The organism is Candidatus Methylomirabilota bacterium, assembly GCA_036001065.1.
Taxonomy (GTDB): domain Bacteria; phylum Methylomirabilota; class Methylomirabilia; order Rokubacteriales; family CSP1-6; genus MNEF01.
This window is the reverse complement of sequence record DASYUQ010000025.1, coordinates 15950-32791: the sequence shown is the minus strand read 5'-3', so window position 1 is coordinate 32791 and position 16842 is coordinate 15950. Positions and strand designations below refer to the sequence as shown.

Annotated in this window: 16 protein-coding genes; 6 read left to right on the top strand and 10 right to left on the bottom strand. The window is 69.9% G+C overall.

The window, feature by feature from the left end:
- From aroF to VGV13_02360, 3 genes are all read right to left on the bottom strand, one after another.
- Positions 1–929 (bottom strand): 3-deoxy-7-phosphoheptulonate synthase (gene aroF / locus VGV13_02370; GenBank protein HEV8639922.1); only part of this gene is annotated, 929 nt, incomplete at its 3' end.
- 343 nt (positions 930–1272) lie between these two features.
- Positions 1273–2028 carry a TVP38/TMEM64 family protein gene (locus VGV13_02365; protein HEV8639921.1) on the bottom strand — a complete coding sequence of 252 codons (756 nt, stop codon included), beginning with the start codon at positions 2026–2028 and terminating at the stop codon, positions 1273–1275.
- Complete coding sequence (locus tag VGV13_02360; protein HEV8639920.1) at positions 2025–3434, bottom strand: amidase; 1410 nt, start codon at positions 3432–3434, stop codon at positions 2025–2027. Before VGV13_02360 ends, VGV13_02365 begins: the two co-directional genes overlap by 4 nt.
- 58 nt (positions 3435–3492) lie before the next feature.
- Between VGV13_02360 and VGV13_02355 the strand changes: the two genes are divergently transcribed.
- Positions 3493–4839 (top strand): hypothetical protein, encoded by a 1347-nt coding sequence (locus tag VGV13_02355; protein ID HEV8639919.1) that lies wholly within the window; start codon positions 3493–3495, stop codon positions 4837–4839.
- Positions 4840–4885: 46 nt separating this feature from the next.
- Here VGV13_02355 and VGV13_02350 read toward each other — a convergent pair whose 3' ends face one another.
- From VGV13_02350 to VGV13_02330, 5 genes are all read right to left on the bottom strand, one after another.
- Positions 4886–6112 carry a hypothetical protein gene (locus VGV13_02350; GenBank protein HEV8639918.1) on the bottom strand — a complete coding sequence of 409 codons (1227 nt, stop codon included), beginning with the start codon at positions 6110–6112 and terminating at the stop codon, positions 4886–4888.
- Entirely contained in the window at positions 6109–6609 is a 501-nt protein-coding gene (locus VGV13_02345; GenBank protein HEV8639917.1) for a cyclic nucleotide-binding domain-containing protein, read from the bottom strand. Before VGV13_02345 ends, VGV13_02350 begins: the two co-directional genes overlap by 4 nt.
- A gap of 15 nt (positions 6610–6624) precedes the next feature.
- A complete protein-coding gene (locus tag VGV13_02340; protein ID HEV8639916.1) occupies positions 6625–6843 on the bottom strand; it encodes a hypothetical protein in 219 nt (72 codons plus the stop codon).
- Positions 6844–6916: 73 nt separating this feature from the next.
- On the bottom strand, positions 6917–7642 hold the full coding sequence (locus tag VGV13_02335; GenBank protein ID HEV8639915.1) for an OmpA family protein: 726 nt from the start codon (positions 7640–7642) through the stop codon (positions 6917–6919).
- Positions 7643–8189: 547 nt separating this feature from the next.
- The gene (locus VGV13_02330) at positions 8190–10016 is read right to left on the bottom strand and encodes an APC family permease (protein HEV8639914.1); all 1827 of its coding nucleotides are present in this window, start codon (positions 10014–10016) and stop codon (positions 8190–8192) included.
- Between the two features lie 146 nt (positions 10017–10162).
- Here VGV13_02330 and VGV13_02325 point away from each other — a divergent pair, with 146 nt between their 5' ends.
- From VGV13_02325 to VGV13_02310, 4 genes are all read left to right on the top strand, one after another.
- On the top strand, positions 10163–10465 hold the full coding sequence (locus tag VGV13_02325; protein HEV8639913.1) for a hypothetical protein: 303 nt from the start codon (positions 10163–10165) through the stop codon (positions 10463–10465).
- Between the two features lie 41 nt (positions 10466–10506).
- Positions 10507–12027, top strand: coding sequence for a DUF4118 domain-containing protein (locus VGV13_02320; GenBank protein HEV8639912.1), 1521 nt, complete (start codon positions 10507–10509; stop codon positions 12025–12027).
- Positions 12020–12712 carry a response regulator gene (locus tag VGV13_02315; GenBank protein ID HEV8639911.1) on the top strand — a complete coding sequence of 231 codons (693 nt, stop codon included), beginning with the start codon at positions 12020–12022 and terminating at the stop codon, positions 12710–12712. Before VGV13_02320 ends, VGV13_02315 begins: the two co-directional genes overlap by 8 nt.
- 99 nt (positions 12713–12811) lie before the next feature.
- Entirely contained in the window at positions 12812–13063 is a 252-nt protein-coding gene (locus VGV13_02310; protein HEV8639910.1) for a DUF1344 domain-containing protein, read from the top strand.
- 49 nt (positions 13064–13112) lie between these two features.
- Here VGV13_02310 and VGV13_02305 read toward each other — a convergent pair whose 3' ends face one another.
- Complete coding sequence (locus tag VGV13_02305; protein ID HEV8639909.1) at positions 13113–13838, bottom strand: serine protease; 726 nt, start codon at positions 13836–13838, stop codon at positions 13113–13115.
- 147 nt (positions 13839–13985) lie between these two features.
- On the opposite strand from VGV13_02305, the gene VGV13_02300 reads away from it, so the two are divergent.
- Positions 13986–15128, top strand: coding sequence for a cobalamin-independent methionine synthase II family protein (locus VGV13_02300; protein HEV8639908.1), 1143 nt, complete (start codon positions 13986–13988; stop codon positions 15126–15128).
- Between the two features lie 35 nt (positions 15129–15163).
- On the opposite strand, the gene VGV13_02295 is transcribed toward VGV13_02300, so the two are convergent.
- The gene (locus tag VGV13_02295; protein ID HEV8639907.1) at positions 15164–16810 is read right to left on the bottom strand and encodes an amidase; all 1647 of its coding nucleotides are present in this window, start codon (positions 16808–16810) and stop codon (positions 15164–15166) included.
- Positions 16811–16842 lie beyond the last annotated feature (32 nt).

The window sequence follows — 16842 nt, the reverse complement described above, 5'->3', positions numbered from 1 at the left end:
TCGGACAGCGCCTCCGCGGGCCGCGGATGCACCTCGATGATCAGGCCGTCGGCGCCCGCCGCCACGGCCGCCATGGCCATCGATTCCACGTATTCCCAGTGCCCCGTCCCGTGCGACGGGTCGACCACGATGGGCAGGTGCGACAGCTTCTTGACCACCGGGACGGCGTTGAGATCGAGCGTGAACCGCGTGGCCGTCTCGAACGTGCGGATGCCGCGCTCACACAGGATGACGTTCGGATTACCGCCGGCCAGCACGTACTCCGCCGACAGCAGCCACTCCTGGATCGAGGTCGACATCCCGCGCTTGAGGAGCACCGGCTTCTTCGTCTCGGCGACCCTCCGCAGCAACGAGAAGTTCTGCACGTTGCGGGCCCCGATCTGGAGGATGTCCGCGTGCTCGGCCACCACGTCGACCTTGTCCGGCTCCATCACCTCGGTCACGACCGGCAAGCCCGTCTCGCGTCTGGCCTCGTCCAGGAGCTTCAGCCCCTCCTCTTCCAGGCCCTGGAAGGCGTACGGCGAGGTGCGCGGCTTGAACGCGCCGCCGCGCAAGATCGTGGCGCCCGCCTCCTTCACCCGTCCCGCCACCTCCAGCAACTGCTCCCGCGACTCCACGGAGCAGGGGCCCGCCATGATCACCAGTCGGTCGCCACCGATCGTGACATCGCCCACGCGCACCCGCGTCGCCTCGCTCCGCACTTCCCGGCTGGCGAGCTTGAACGGCTGCAGGATCGGCTGGACCAGCTCCACGCACTCGAGCGATTCGAGGCTCCGGAGCCGCTCCTTGCCACGGTCGTCGCCCACCGCGCCGATCACGGTCCGCAGCTCGCCACGGATCGTGTGCGGCGTGTACCCCATCCGCCGGATGCGCTGGCACACATCTTCGAGCTCGGCGTCCGTCGATCCCGACCTCAGCACGATGATCATCGCGGTCTCTCCTTTGTAGCGGGGTCCGCCAGCACGGCTTCTACCGTGGGTGGCCTGCCGCAGGTGCGGGTGGCTCCGCACGTCGACTCATCTCGTTCCGGGTTTCCGGCCCGGCGCGGCGGTTACCGATCTCCCGTGATCCCCAAAAGACAAAAGGCCGCGGGATTGAGCCCGCGGCCTGGATCGTCTCGCCGCGGGCTTTCGGTCCGCCCGCGGCTCTTGTTCGGTTAGGTCAGAGCGCCCGGGCGGACCTCGGCGAAGTAATAAAAGAAGAACCCGAAGTGCCGTCGGCGCGCGTTCGTCATGAGCGTGTCCGCACTCTACCGGAGCCGGCCGACCCGCGTCAAGGACTTTTCCGCTGGACCTTTTGCGGAGGCGCGCTCTTTCGATGGAAGCGCTTGATGATCCGATCCCGGTAGTAGTAGAGGGGCAAGCAGGTGGCCATGATCAGCGCGATGAAGACCGCGGCGTACACGTACTGCTGCTCGGCGACGTGGGCGCCGAAGTAGGACGAGATCCACGTGCCGGGCAGGCGGCCCAGGGTGGAGACGAGCGCGAAGAGCCAGAACGGCATCGGGCTGATGCCGAACAGGTACGAGATGATGTCCTTGGGAAAGCCGGGCGTGAGATAGAGGATGAAGCAGAGAATGGCGCCCTCGGCCTCGAGGATGAAGTTCAGCCGGTTCCAGTTGTGCTCGCTGAGCCACGGCCGCACGAGCGGCTCGCCCCACTTGCGCCCCACCCAGAAGCAGAAGAGCGTCCCGATCGTGAGGCCGAGCGTCGAGTAGACCAGGCCCCACCACGTGCCGAACAGCGCCCCGCCCACCGGTCCGGTCATCTCGCCGGGCACGGGCGAGACGACCACCTGGAGCGCCTGGATGACGACGAAGACCACGGGGGCCAGCCACCCCCACGAGGCGACGGTGTCTTTGAGAAATTGCTTGTCGCGGTAGAGCCGGACGACCAGGCGGATGCTCGGGGCATCGGTCACGACGAGCCAGACGACGAAAACGAGGGCCGCGGCGAGAAAGACGGAAACCAGGGCCCAGCGCGCGACCGGCGTCAGCCCCGGGCGGTGCCGCGGCTCGGGCGTGGTCACAGCGGCGGGCGCCGCTCACTCCACGGGCACGCCGTCTCGTAGGCCGCCGACGCGGCCAGCACCGCCCGGTCGGCGTGGCGCCGCCCGATGATTTGCAGGCCGACGGGCAAGCCGTCGTCCGTGAAGCCCGCCGGCACGCTGGCCGCGGGCTGGCCCGTGAGATTGAACGGATAGGTGAAAGGCATCCAGCCCAGCACCGAGACGTCCTGGCCGGCGATCTCCCGCGGCGGCGCCTGACCGGCGGCAAACGGCGGCACGGCGACGGTCGGCGTGAGCAGCAGGTCGAAGCGCGCCAGGAAACCCTGCACCTCGCTCCAGTAGCCCTTCACGCGCTCGGCGGCGACGAGGTAATCACGCGCGCTGATTGCGCCCCCGCGCCGGATGAGCTTCACCAGCGTCGGATCGAGCAGCGCCTCGGCGGCCGGAAGGTGATCGGACCAGTGCGCGTAGAACTGCGCCGCGATCAGCGTGCCGAAGACCTCCTCGGGACTGTCCCAGCCCGGATTCACCACCTCGACGTGACAGCCGAGCGCCTCGAACTCGGCCGCCGCGTTCTCGCAGACCGCCTGGACGCGCGGGTCGACCGCCGCATAGCCGAGGTCGGCGGTCCAGGCGACGTGGAAGCCCTTGATCTCCTCGTCGCAGGCCTCCAGATAGGAGCCCGCCTCGCGGGGCAGCGAGTAGCGATCGCGATCGTCCCCCCCGGCGATGACGTCGAGCACGAGCGCGGCGTCGCGCACGGTCCGCGTGATGGGGCCCGTGCAGCCGACGTAGTCCCAGCCCGGAAAGCCCGGATGCTGAGGCACGCGTCCCCAGGAGGGCTTGAAGCCGTACACCGCGCAGAACGCGGCCGGAATGCGGATGGATCCACCCCCGTCCGTGCCGAGGCCGAGCGGCCCCAGGCCGGCGGCCACCGCTGCCGCGGCGCCCCCGCTGGAGCCGCCCGGCGTCAGTTCGAGGTTCCAGGGGTTGCGCGTGATCCCGAACAGCGGGTTCTCGGTGACGGCCTTGTGGCCGAACTCCGACGTGTTGGTCTTGCCCGTGATGACGGCCCCGGCCGCGCGCAGGCGCGCCACCGCCACCGCGTCCTCCTCGGGCACGACCTCGGCGAACAGGCGCGAGCCACCGGTCGTGCGCAGGCCGCGCGTGAAGATGACGTCCTTGATGGAGACGGGCGCGCCCTGTAGCGGCCCCAGCGGCTCACGCTTGACCACGGCGATCTCGGCCTCCCGGGCGGCGCGGCGGGCGGCATCGTGGGCCACGAGGCAGACGGCGTTCAGGCGGGGATTGAGGGCCTCGATGCGCGCGAGCACCGCCTCGGTGATCTCGACCGGTGAGAGCTGCTTGGACCGAACGAGGTCGACGAGCTCCAGCGCGGAGCGCCAGATCAGCTCCTCGGGATTCATCACGCGGAGGTCAGCACCTCGATCTTGTTATCCACTCGTGCATTGTATCATCCGCTCCGTGGACGTCGGACACGCCGCGCGGCTCCTGTCGCGGCTCGACGACGAGCTGGCGGGGGCCGTCGGTCCCGCGACCGCCGCGCATCTGCGGCGGGCCCTCGGGGGCCAGGCCGGCGCGGGCGACTTCGTCGTCGAGGCTCACGGCACCATCGTCGGCTACGCGCCGCCCCCCGGAGGGCCCCGGCGCCGCGCGCTGGAGCTCGACCGCCACGGCGCGCCGCTCTGCGCCCTCCGCTGGTCGGCCGACACTCTCGCGGCGGCGTGGGTCCGCATCGCCGACCGCTCGTGGCTGCGTATCGAGCCACGGGCGGCGGCGGACGCCCCCTGGGGACTCTCCGACCGCGTCTGGCACGCCGAGCGCGTGGGAGCGGCCGGCACGCCCCTCACCGTCTACGACGCGCTCGACTACGCCGGCATCGACCGGATCCCGACGCTCGCCGAGCCCGGCCGGCTGCCGCCGAGCGGGGGGATCGCCGTCCTGAACCTGATCGCGGCGCTGGCCGCCGACCAGCGGCGCACCGGCATCGCGTATGGCGGCCCCTATCCGACGGAGCAGCTCTTCCTCGCCCTTCTGGAGTCGTTCCGCTACGAGACGTCCACGGACGATCCGCTGGCGGCCTTCATGGACCTCTCGCTCGCCTGGCGCCCCGCCCCGCACGAGCGCGTCTTCACGCCCGAGGGCGCGTACGTGCAGCTCCGCGGGCGCATCGAGAAGGTGGTCTGGCGTGGTCGCCCGTACTACCGGCCGGACTGGGAGGGCATCGCGCGCCACGCGCCCCGCCGGGTGCGGGACGTCGAGGACCGCGTGCGCTGCTCGCTCTGGGTCCTCGGTGGCCCCGTGGCCGATCACCTGGAGCTGACACGTGAGGGCGAGGTGACACGCCTCGCCGAGGACGCGCCGCCCGCCTCGGGCACGCGGCCCCTGGCCGACGCCGTGGCGGGCGGCATCGGCGCGGTCGTGGCGGCGACCAGCGCCGCCCCGCTGGCGCCGTTCATCCGGGCGGACGCGCAGGAGCTGGCGCTCGAGTGGGGCCCGGTCCCCGGAGACCTGCTCGAGGTGCGCGGCAACGGCGCGCGCGTGTCGACGCGCGTGCGCGAGCGTCTCCGCGAGCTGCTGCGGGAGGCACAATCACCCCCCCAGGAGGCCGCCACCGCGCTGGCCGCGCTCAGCGAGATCGCGCTGCTGCTGGCGGACGCGCTGCGGGCTCGCGCCCAGGCCCGGGTGGCGGCTCTGGGCGAGGCCGAGCAGCGCACGCGGCTCTCGTCGACGACTCTGCCCGCCGCCGGGACGGACGCGCGCGCCATCACCACCGCGGTCGAAGCGTTGCTGGCCGACGCGGCGAGCTGAGCGCCATCGTCGCGGCGGCCCGACCCGCTCGCCGCGACCGCGACCCTCAGGTCGTCGCGTGCACGATCACCCAGACGTTGAACGCCACGAAGGCGGCCACGGAGACGGTGGAGACGGCGACGTAGCCGATCCAGAGCCCGGCCTCCCGGCCCCAGGGGACGACCGGCGCGGCCCGGAAGAGCGACCCCACGTAGGCCAGCGCGTCCTGCTTGAGGGTGGGGACGCCCAGCAGGTCGACGAGCACGTGGTAGCCGTCCATCTCGATGAAGCAGCAGGGATAGAGCGCGATGACGAAAGCCTGCCACTGGATCATGCCCGAGGTGGCGCAGAAGGCCTGGGCGAACCCGGCCGGCAGCCGCGCGGCGAGCACGAACCACAGCGCCCCCAGGACGAGGTGCACCAGCGTGCCCGAGAGCGCGGTGACCACCCGGGCCCGCCGGCTGGCCATGAAGATGTCTGTGACGTCCACGTAGAACGTCGGGACGAAGCCGTGCAAGAAGGTGAAGCCGAACTCGCGGACGCGGCGGCCGTAATGGACGAGGGCCAGGCCGTGGACGATCTGGTGCAACGCCACCGTCACGAAGAAGAACAGCTTGACGACTAGGATCGCCTTCACGGGGTTGGCGCCGAGGCCTTGGGCGATGGCGTCGGCCTCGGGCCACAGTCGCACGCCGGCGACGATCCCGACTGCCCCCAGCAGGAGGCAGAGCACGACGGCGGCGCGCGTGAAGAGGAGAAAGCCGCCCCCGCGATAGAGCCGCTCGAAGAACGGCTGCACCCCTCGGCTGGAGACGTTGATCCGCTCCAGCGCGGTCAGCGCCCGCTCCGCCATCTGGAGCAGCCAGCGCCGGCGGTTGCGAGCCAGGACCCGGCGGAGCACGGAGGCCGGCGTGAGCGTGAGCAGCTCGGCCCGCTGGAGCTTGCGGATGAGCGCGGGAATCACCTCGAAATCGAACGCGCCATACTCGAGCACGTAGGCCGTGGCGAGGTCCTGCAGCGACGTGCGCCCGTCCATGTGGTCCCACAGGAAGCGCTCGCGCTCGGAAAGCATCAGGAAGCGATCGGTGCGGGTGTTCTTGAGGACGAAGTTCTGCTGCGGGCCGACCCGGGAGGTCACCTCGGCGAGCTCCCAGGCGTCCTCCGGCACGCGGGTCGGCCGCAGCTGGAGCCAGGCCGCCGCGCTGCCGACCTCCCGGACCTCGAAGCTCTCCGCGTCGTCGCCGCGGACGAGCAGCTCGAGCTTCGCCCGCCGCGGCGGCGGGCCGACCGTCATCGCGACTCCACGTCCAGCCCCGTGGCCTCCAGGCCCCAGCGCGTCACCTCGGCGACGAGGTTCCCGGAAGCGCGGAGCCGGTCGATGAAGACGTGCACGAGGGCGTGGAAGAAGGCGGCGGCCGCGCGCGGGTTGACCTCGATGAGAAGGTTCAGGTTGTCGCGGTCGAGGACGAGCAGCTCCACGTCGGTCTCGGCCTGGACCGTGGCCGAGCGCGGGGCGCGGTCGAAGAGGCTCATCTCACCGAAGAAGTCGCCGGCCCCCTCCCGCCCCAGCACCTTCTCGACGCGTCCGGTGACCGCCTTGGAGATGAGCGCGGTGCCCCCGCGCACGACGAACATCTCCTGACCGGCGTCCCCCTCGCGAAACAGGACCTGCCCCTTCCGGAGCGCCCGCTCGCGCAGACGCGAGGCGAAGGCCAGCAGCTCCGGCTGGGCGAACTCCTTGAACAGGCGGACGGTCTTGAGGAACGCGGCGGTCTCGGCGGGACTCGACACCGCGGGCCGCCCCGCTCAGGTGGCGACGCGGCGGAGGAGCGCGGTGCGAAAGGCCTGCGCGCGCTGGGTGGTCGGCGTCTGGGTCAGGCGGACCAGCGCGGTGCGGATGGCGGCACGCTCGTCGTCCGTCAACTCGTAGCTGGCCAGGACGGACTCGGGCGCGCGCTGCAGGTCGGCCAGGAATTCCGGGTCGATCATCGCGCGTCCCACGAGCTCCGGCAGTCGTTGCGCCATGACGCGGGGGATCATACCACGGCGAAGCGGAAAAGAAAGGCGGGGGTCCCCCCGGGCGGGACCCCCGACGCGCTCAGCGCAGCTCGCCCAGGACGTCCTTGACGTCGAGCGGGGTCAGGACGATCTCGATCCGGCGGTTCTCGGCGCGCCCCTCCAGCGTTTGGTTGCTGGCGACGGGCCGGAAGGGGCCATAGCCGACCGCCGAGAGATACTTGCCCTCCACGCCGCCTTTGTCCTGCAAGAAGCGGAGCACCGTGGTCGCCCGCTGGGTCGAGAGCTCCCAGTTGGTGGGGAACTGCTGGCGGAGGGCGGCGCTGATCGGCACCGAGTCCGTATAGCCTTCGATGCGGATCTGCTTGTCCTTCACCGGACGGAGAACCTTGCCGACCTTGACCAGGACGTCCTTGCCTTCGGTCTTGATCTCCGCCTTGCCCGAGTCGAAGAGAATCTTCTCCACCAACTGGACGGACAGCTTGTCCCGGATCTGGGTGACCTTTATCTGCCCCTTCGAGATCTCGCCCTGGAGGTCCTTGACGAGATTGTCGTAGGTCCCCTTGAGACGGTTGATTTCTTCGTCCTTCTGCGCGGTCGTCTCTGTCGCGCGCTTCTGGGTGTCGGCCAGGCGGTCATTGAGGGCGGCGATCTGCCGCTCCAGCGCCGTCTTTTGGGCGTCCAGCGCCGTCTTCTGAGCCTCCAGGTCGGTCGTCTGCTGGTTGAGGGACGCCACCTGCGCCTCCCGACGGGCGACATCTTCGCGCAGGCTGGCCGTCTGAGACCGGAGTCCCGCTATGTCCTTCACCAGCGCCGCGCGCTCCGCTGAAGTCTTCGTCTCCAGAGCCTGGTACTTGGACTCCGAGACACACCCGGAGAGCAAGCCTATTGCGAGAGAGAGGGCGAAGAGATGGCTCCTCTGCATAATTGGCGCCTCCTTTCGGGTTCGTGGTTCAGCTCAGATCGATTGTAGGATGGGCGAGGCGCGTATCTCAACGATCTTCGGAGGGGGCGGGGCAGCTCCGGGAGGCGGGGGAGCGGTCGCGATCAACGCCTAAAGGCGGTTGTCTCCTTCATCGCGGGCGCCCTGCTCCAGCGGTGGCTGGGAACTTGCTTCGCGCCCGGCGCAGGGCTCCTCCAGCCATACGCTCAGCGTGTCGACCTCCTGGCCGCACTCGCGGCATCGAACGAAGCTCTGGCGGAATGACAGCTCGTGACGCCGGCCCGACGGTCTGGAGAGTGTCGTAGGCGGTCCTCCTGCCCCGGTGACTGGGGGCGCCGAATCCTACCCCGGGCGCGGGACAAAATCCACTGGAACAATTCCGCGCCGGCCCCAGGGGTGGCGACCCCCACCATCAGTGCCTGAGCAGGTACGGCACGTCGGCGACCACGGTGTTCTTCCGAAACAGGAGCGCGCCCTTGACGAGCAGGGCGGTCTGGTTGTGCAGCAGGTGCTGCCACCATTTCCGCGGCAGAAACTCCGGCAGCACGATCGTGACCATTTGATCGTCGCCCCGCGATTGGATCTGGTCCACGTAGTCCAGCAGCGGGCGCAAAATCGACCGGTAGGGCGACGCCAGGACGACCAGGGGAACGCCGAGTCCCCACTTGCTCCACTTCTCTTCGAGCCTGGCGGTGCGCGCGGGGTCGGTCTCCACGTAGACCGCCCGCACGGCGGCGGTGGGAGCCAGCGTCCTGGCGTATTGCACCGCGCGCACGACGCCCCGGTGGACGTCGCCGATGAGCACGAGCACCGTATGCTGGAACTGCGGTGGGCCCTCCAGCCCTTCGAGCGAAAGCTCCCTGGCCACCTCTTCGTAGTGCCGGTGCATCACCAGGAAGATGACGACCAGAATGGGGATGACGACGATGACGATCCAGGCGCCTTCGCCGAACTTCGTGACGGCGAGCGTGAGCAGCACGATCCCGGTCACGACCGCCCCCACCCCGTTGACCCACACGCGCCAGCGCCAGCCCTTCTCCCGGAGCCGCAGCCAGCGGCGCACCATACCGCCCTGCGAGAGCGTGAAGGAGATGAACACGCCGATCGCGTAGAGGGGCAGCAGGGCGTGGGTATCGCCCCCGAAGACCGCGATCAAGAGGATGGCGAACCCGCTCAGGATCAGGATGCCGTTCGAGAAGACGAGCCGGTCGCCCTGGTTCGCGAACTGCCTGGGCACGAAGCGGTCGCGCGCGAGGATCGACGAGAGGCGTGGGAAGTCCGCGTAGGACGTGTTGGCGGCCAGGAGCAGGATCAGCATGGTCGCCGCTTGGACCGCGTAATACGGCACCCCAGTGCCGAACACCCGGCGGGCGATCTTCGACACCACGGTCTCGTCGCCGCCCGGGATGATCCCGAAGTCGTAGGCCAGATAGGTGATTCCCAGGAACATCGTGATCGAGATCACGCCGAGCCAGGTCATGACGGTCTGTGCGTTTCGTCCTTCGGGGGGCTTCAGGGCCGGCACGCCGTTGGAGACCGCCTCGACGCCCGTCAGCGCGGTGCAGCCGGCGGCGTACGCTCTCAGGAACAGGAACAGCCCGACGCCTTCGAGCCCGGGGGGATGGGGCTCGTAGGGCGCCTCGGGAAGCCAATCGAAGATGGCGGCGACGAGACCGTAGCCGACCATGCCCAGAATGCTGATGACGAAGACGTAGGTCGGGGCGGCGAACATCCGGCCGGATTCGCGGACCCCGCGGAGGTTTCCCAGCGCGATCCCACCGACGGCGAGGACACTCAGGATCACCCGATAGGGAAGGAGCGCCGGCACCGCCGACGTCAGCGCTGCGATTCCGGCCACGACTGACACAGAAACCGTCAGGACGTAGTCGGTCAGCAGGGCCGCAGCCGCGGTGAGCGCCGGGAGCACAGCGAGGTTGTCCTTCGCAACCAGGTAGGCGCCGCCCCCCTGTGGGTAGGCGGCGACCGTCTGGCGGTACGAGATGACGACCACGGCCAGCAGCGCGGCGATGCCGAGCGCGACAGGCAGCGAATAGCTGAGGGCCGCGCTGCCGGCGAGGATGAGGACCAGGAGAATTTCTTCGGTCGCGTAGGCGACCGACGACAAGGGGTCGGAGGCGAACACGGCCAGCGCCACCGCCTTGCCCAGCCGCTCGTGCCGCGCCTGGGCGAGCGGCATGGGCGGCCCGACCAGCAGCTGTTTCAGGAGAGTGATCCGCATACCGCCCACGACTCTACCCGCAGAGCGGGCGCGTCAGAAGGTGGACCGGGGATTTTTACGCGATTTTTACGGTCCGCGGCCGCTTCTTGAGACCGTCTTTACGACCGACCTGGCACGCTGAGGTCATGAAGCCGCCGAGACCGGCGATGAAGCCTCGGCCCCGCTGGGGCCGCCTCTACGCGATCCTGCCGCCCACCGTGGCGGCCTTCGCGCTGATCGACCGCTCGGGGCTGGCGCCCGCGCTCCGGATCGCGCTCGGGGGCGGGACGGCCGGCGTCGCCTTCGGCGCGATGGCGTGGTGGGTGCGGGCGAACCGCGCCGCGCTCGACCAGGTCGACTGGTGCGCCTGCGCTCGGAGCACGATCACCGTGCGTCTGATCGCCTCGCGGCCCCCGCAGCGGCCGCGGGACGCCGAAAAGGTCGCCGTGGTCACCAGCGTTCTCCGCTGACCGTCCGCGACCCCGGGCCCGAAGGGCGCTACACTCCCTATGTGCGCGCGGTTCGTGCCTGGATAGCGGCCGGATACGGGCAAGTCGTCGCCGCCGTCGCGGTGGCCACCGGGATCTCCTGGCTGATGTTCCCCTTCTTCGAGCGGGCGAACCTCATCATGACGTACCTGCTGGCTATCGTCGTCATCGCCACCCGTTACGGGCGCGGCCCGTCGGTCTTCGCCGTGGTCGTGAGCGTCGCGGTCTTCGATTACTTCTTCGTCCCGCCCTACCTCACCTTCGCCGTCGCCGACCCGCAGTACCTGCTGACCTTCGCCATCATGCTGGTGGTGGGCCTCGTCATCAGCGGGCTGACGATCCGCGTCCGGATCCAGGCGGAGGCGGCCCGACAGCGCGAGCAGCGGACAGCCGCGCTCTATGCCATGAGTCGGGAGCTCGCGCAGGCAGGCGCCGTCGACGAGCTGGTGGCCATCGCAGCGCGACATATCGGGGACGTCTTCGGAGCGGAGGCCGCAGTGTTTTTGCCCGACGCCGACGGCAACCTCCGGGTCAGCCGGAAGGACGGCGGGTTCCTGGTCGAGCGGGACGACCTCAAGCTGAGCCGATGGGTTTTCGAGCACGGCCAACCGACCGGATTGGGGACGGCGACGCCGGAGGCGGCGCGCGCCGTGTACCTCCCCCTGCCCGGTCACCGTGGGCCGCTCGGCGTGGTGAGCGTCCGGCCTCGGCAGCGCGACGCCTTCGCCGCACCCGAGCCGCTCCGCCAGCTGGAGACCTTCGTCAACCAGACGGCGCTCGCCCTCGAGCGCGCGCGCCTGGCCGACGAAGCCCAGGACGCCCGCGTGCGCGCCGAAGCGGAGCGGCTCCGCAACTCGCTGCTCACCTCGGTCTCCCACGACCTCCGAACGCCGCTGGCCGCGATTACGGGCGCCGCCACGACGATCCTGGACAGCGGAGCGCACCTGGACCAGCGGACCCGGCACGAGCTGCTGGAATCCGTGCGCGACGAAGCCGAGCGCTTGAACCGCCTCGTCCATAACTTGTTAGAGATGACGCGGCTGGAGTCGGGCGCGCTGCAGCTCCGCCGCGACTGGCATCCGCTGGAGGAGGTGGTCGGGGCCGCGCTGGGGCGCCTGGCCAAGGCGCTCGGCACCCGTCGCGTCACCGTGAACATCCCGCCCGATCTGCCGCTCGTCGCCATCGACGACGTGCTCATCGAGCAGGTCTTGGTGAACCTGCTCGACAACGCCGTCAAGTACACGTCCGCCGAGAGCGCGATCCGGATCATCGCGACTGCGACCGAGCGCAAGGTCACCGTGGAGGTCGCCGACCATGGCCCGGGGCTGCCGAAGGGCGAGGAGGACCGGGTCTTCGAGAAGTTCTACCGTGCGGCCCCGGAGGGGCGGCGGGGCGCCGGTCTCGGCCTGGCCATCTGCCACGGCGTCGTCCAGGCGCACGGGGGGCACATCTGGGCCCAGAACCTTCCCGAGGGTGGCGTCGCGTTCCTGTTCACGCTGCCCCTGACAGAAACGCCCCCCGCCTCGGTGCCCGCCGATGCCTGATCCGGTCGTCGTCCTCATCGAGGACGAGCCGCAGATCCGGCGATTTTTAAGAGCCACGCTGGCGGGCCAGGGCTACCGGTTGTTCGAGGCGACGACGGGAGCGGACGGCCTGGTGGAAGTGGGCTCGCGTCAACCGGACGTCGTCATCGTCGATCTCGGCTTGCCGGACACGGACGGTCTGGAGGTGATCCGCCGGCTGCGCGAGTGGACGGCCGTCCCGATCATCGTCCTGTCGGCGCGGGGCCAGGAGCGCGACAAGGTCACGGCGCTCGACGCCGGCGCCGACGATTACGTGAGCAAGCCGTTCGCCGCCGGCGAGCTGCTGGCGCGGATCCGCGTGGCCCTCCGGCACGCCGTGGGAGCTACCCACGAGGAGGGCGAGGCGACGTTCAAGGTGGGCGAGCTGCAGGTAAACCTTTCCGCTCGCCAGGTGTTGGTGGGCGGGAGAGACATGCACCTTACTCCGATCGAGTACAAGCTCCTGACGACCCTCGTCCGCCACGCCGGAAAGGTCGTCACCCACCAGCAATTGCTGCGCGAGGTCTGGGGGCCGACGCATACCGACCAGGCCCACTACGTTCGCGTTTACATGGCCCACCTGCGCCACAAGCTCGAAATCGAGCCGGCCCGCCCCCGCTATCTCCTCACCGAGCCCGGTGTCGGCTACCGGCTGGCGGCCGATTGACCGGCCTCGGCTTGAAGAAGCCCTTCGCCTTCAGTAGACTCGGTTGCGTACACGAACACTCCTACCTACACCCCTACACCTCGCAAGGAGGGTTTCCCGATGTTGAAGTCGCTAGGCATCGCGCTGATCATCATGCTCGCACTGTCCTTCGCCGGAGCCTGGGCGGGAGAGATCGAGGGCAAGATCCAGACCCTCGACACGTCGGACCGGACCATCGTCCTCGATAACGGCACCACGCTGTCGGTAGCCGAGGGAGTCTCGATGGACATGCTGAAGCAGGGGGCCGACGTGAAGGTTTCCTACGAGGAGCGCGACGGAAAGAACATCGCCACCAGCGTCGAAGTGAAGTAGTCGTCTCCGCTCATCGGACGGGCATGTCCGCCAGCGGGCATGCCCGTCCTCATTTGCGGATCAACTGCTGCAACCCCGAGCGTTCGACGAAGCGAAGGATCGACTCCGAAGAGATCAGCGTCGTCTCCCCAGGAACCGGGATCTCCAGGACCTGCTCGGGCGGGCCCGGGGTGGTCACCCGAGCCGTGCGGTGGCTCTCCACGACCCCGATGAGCGCACCGGTCTCCGCGTCGAACACGCCGCCCCCGCTCGCCCCATAGCTGACCGAGGCATCGACCATCCGGGCCGGTCCCTCGACGGGCGCCTCTCCCGCTTCGGGGCCGATCTGGCTGACGACGCCGCCGACGACCGTCAGGCGACGCCCCCACGGGAAGGCGACGATCCATACGTCGTCGCCGAGCTTGGCCGTCTCCTTGAGCTTGGCCGGGGGCAAGCTGATCCCCTCCGCCTCCAGGAGCGCCAGGTCGGAATCGCTGCTCAGCGCCGCCACCTTGGCCCTCACGCGCTCCCTTCGGCCCGGAATGGTCACGAAAATGTCTTGCTTCGCGAGCGGCTCCAGAAAATGTCGGGTGGTGAGGATCCAGGTGCGGCGGGTTTTAGCGTCTACGGCGAGAACGACCCCGGAGCCGGCCCGGCGGCCACCCCCCTCACGTTCACAGCGAAGCTGGACCGTCGAGGGGAGGATCAGCCGGATGACCTCGTCGCGACTGGAGAGCCCGGGACTCGAAGCGCACGCCGAACTCGCCAGCGCGAGGGCCGCGAGCGCTCGCTTCATCGACGTGCCCTCCACGGAGACGGGTTGTCCAAGGCGCGTCTAGATCTTAAGCGATCGGCCCTCCCCGGACGAGAGGGGTCCTCCGGTCGCGCCGCTCGTCCTCCTCGCATTGGCGGTGGCCGTCCCCCCGTGATATAAGCGGCACCCATGAAACGCAGCACCGAGCGCTTCCTGACCACGCATACCGGCAGCCTGCCCCGGCCGGACGATCTGATCCAGACGATGTTCGCGAAGGACGAAGGTGTGCCGGTCGACCCGGCGGCTCTGGGCGCCCGCGTCCGGTCGGCGGTGGCGGAGGTCGTGCGCAAGCAGACCGGGGCCGGCGTCGACATCGTCAACGACGGCGAGTTCAGCAAGCCGAGCTACGCCACCTACATCAAGGACCGGCTGAGCGGGTTCGGCGGCACGAGCCAGCCGCTTCAGTACCAGGACTTGGTGGACTTTCCCGCGATGGCCCGGCGCGTGTTCGGCGATCCCGGCCGCGCGCGGCGCAAGACGCCCGCCTGCACGGGCCCGATCACCGTGCGCGACACCCGGGCCGCGCAGACCGACGTGGACAACTTGAGGGCGGCGCTCGGCGAGGTCAAGGCCCAGGACGCCTTCATGTCCGCGGCCTCACCAGGCGTCATCTCCCTGTTCTTCCGAAACGACCACTACGGGAGCCACGAGGCGTACCTGGCCGCCATTGCCGACGCGATGAAGCGCGAGTACGAGACCGTGGCGCAGGCGGGCCTGGTGCTCCAGGTCGACTGCCCGGACCTGGCCATGGGCCGGCACATCCAGTTCGCCGGCCTCAGCCTCGAGGAATTCCGTAAGATGGCGCTCCTGCACGTCGAGGCCCTCAACCAGGCCCTGGCCAACATCCCGCCCGAGCAGCTGCGCATGCATCTTTGCTGGGGCAACTACGAGGGGCCGCATCACTACGACGTGCCGCTGGCGGACATCCTCGACATCGTGTTCAGGGCACGGCCCAGCGGCGTGTCCTTCGAGGCCGCCAACCCGCGTCACGCCCACGAGTGGCGGGTGTTCGAGCGGGTCAAGCTGCCGGAAGGCAAGGTCATCATCCCCGGGGTCCTCGACTCGACCACCAACTTCATCGAGCACCCCGAGCTGGTGGCCGAGCGCATCAGCCGCTATGCGCGGCTGGTCGGCCGTGAAAACGTCCTGGTCGGGACCGACTGCGGTTTCGGAACCTGGGTGGGCCAGGCCGCCGTCGATCCGGATATCGTGTGGGCCAAGCTGCGCAGTATGGCCGAAGGCGCGCGGCTCGCCTCGCGCGAGTTCTGGTAGGCCGCGTCCCTCCCCGCGTTGAGCGCCGCCGCCCGTCACACGGGCGGGCGACGGCGATGCCACTCGGTCGCCTGCTCGTAGGAGTGCCCGACGCGCAGCACGGTGGCCTCATCGAACGGCCGCCCGGCGAGCTGGAGCGAGAGCGGCAGTCCGGTGCTCGAGAATCCGCAGGGGAGCGCGAGCGCCGGCAGGCCGGCCATGTTGAACGGCGCCGTGTTGCTCTTGGGAAACGGATACGGCAGGTCCGGGTCGTGCACGACCGAGAACGGCAAGGCCGGGCTCGGCATCGTCGGGGTGGCGAGGACGTCCACGCGCCGGAGGGCTTCGAGCATCTCGGCTTGGAGGCGCGCCCGCAGCCGCTGCGCCTGCACGTACTCGCTGCCCGAGAAGACGCCGCCGGCCAGGAGCTTGTCCCGCAGGCCCTCGCCGTAGAGGTGCGGCCGCTCGCGCAGGTCGCGCTCGTGGTAGGCGAACGCTTCGGAGAGCATGATCGCCATGTAGGCCGGCGCCGTCCAGATCGATGGGATCTCGACGTCCGCAACGCTCGCGCCCAGCTCGCGCAGCGTCCCCAGCGCCTGCTCGAACGCCGCCACCACCTCGGGCTGGATGCCCTCGAGGAAGTAGGCGCGCGGCACGCCGACCCGCAGCCCCCGGATCCCCTGCCCCAGCCCACTCAGGTAGTCGCCGACCGGCGCCCGGCTGGAGGCCGGGTCGGCGGAATCGTGGCCGGCGAGCGCCCCCAGGAGGTAGGCGCAGTCCTCGACGGTGCGCGCCATCGGGCCGGTGTGATCGAGCGTCCAGGACAGCGTGACGACGCCCGCGCGGCTGCAGCGGCCGTAGGTGGGCTTGAGCCCGACGATGCCGGAGAAGGCGGCCGGGCCGCGGATCGAGCCGCCGGTGTCGGAGCCGAGCGAGCCTGCTACGAGGCCGGCCGCCAGCGCGGCGCCCGATCCGCTCGACGAGCCACCCGGGATGTGCTCCAGATTCCACGGGTTGCGGGCGGGCAGAAAGCGATGCCCCGGGAACTGGATGCCGAAGGCGAACTCGTGAGTGATGAGCTTGCCCAGCATCACGCAGCCGGCCGCCTGGAGCCGGGTCACGCACGTCGCGTCCTCCACGGGCACCCAGTCCGCCAGCACCGCCGAGCCGGCCGTCGTCCGGATCGCGCGCGTGGCGTAGAGGTCCTTGTAGGCGACGGGGATCCCCAGAAGCGGACGCGGGTCCCCCTGCAGGAGCGCCGCCTCCGCGGCCTTGGCGTCGGCGAGCGCGCGGTCGGCAGTGAGCGTGACGAACGCGTGGAGCTTCGGCTCCAGGCGCGCGATCCGCTGGAGAAGCGTCTGCGTCAGCTCGACGGGCGAGACCTCGCGCTTCCGGAACCGGCGGCCGAGCGCGCGGATGCCGGCGTACGGGAGCTCATCGTCCGATGAGGTTGCGGCCGGGTTGCGCTCCTGCCCTTGCGCGGCGGAATCGATCAGGGGAGCGCCGCCGGACGGGCGGCCGGCATTGAACGTGACGGCGGGCTCCAGCGTGCTCGCCGCCCTCCAGTCCTCGGCGCGGATCGGCGCCAGCGCGTTGGACAGGAGCTTGCGGACCATCTCCAGCCGTGCCTCCAGGATGGGCACGCCGGCGGCCGCGATCCGGGCGCGGAGCTCCTCCATGCTGAGCACGGGACGTTCCGTCATGACGACCTCCAAGAGGTTGCCTCTGAGATATG

What these genes read in the sequence shown, in the direction of transcription:
- VGV13_02360 (HEV8639920.1), bottom strand. Translation starts at nt 3,434, where the DNA reads ATGAATCCCGAGGAGCTGATCTGGCGCTCCGCGCTGGAGCTCGTCGAC.
- VGV13_02350 (HEV8639918.1), bottom strand. Translation starts at nt 6,112, where the DNA reads ATGACGGTCGGCCCGCCGCCGCGGCGGGCGAAGCTCGAGCTGCTCGTC.
- VGV13_02340 (HEV8639916.1), bottom strand. Translation starts at nt 6,843, where the DNA reads ATGGCGCAACGACTGCCGGAGCTCGTGGGACGCGCGATGATCGACCCG.
- VGV13_02330 (HEV8639914.1), bottom strand. Translation starts at nt 10,016, where the DNA reads ATGCGGATCACTCTCCTGAAACAGCTGCTGGTCGGGCCGCCCATGCCG.
- VGV13_02325 (HEV8639913.1), top strand. Translation starts at nt 10,163, where the DNA reads ATGAAGCCTCGGCCCCGCTGGGGCCGCCTCTACGCGATCCTGCCGCCC.
- VGV13_02315 (HEV8639911.1), top strand. Translation starts at nt 12,020, where the DNA reads ATGCCTGATCCGGTCGTCGTCCTCATCGAGGACGAGCCGCAGATCCGG.
- VGV13_02310 (HEV8639910.1), top strand. Translation starts at nt 12,812, where the DNA reads ATGTTGAAGTCGCTAGGCATCGCGCTGATCATCATGCTCGCACTGTCC.
- VGV13_02305 (HEV8639909.1), bottom strand. Translation starts at nt 13,838, where the DNA reads ATGAAGCGAGCGCTCGCGGCCCTCGCGCTGGCGAGTTCGGCGTGCGCT.
- VGV13_02300 (HEV8639908.1), top strand. Translation starts at nt 13,986, where the DNA reads ATGAAACGCAGCACCGAGCGCTTCCTGACCACGCATACCGGCAGCCTG.
- VGV13_02295 (HEV8639907.1), bottom strand. Translation starts at nt 16,810, where the DNA reads ATGACGGAACGTCCCGTGCTCAGCATGGAGGAGCTCCGCGCCCGGATC.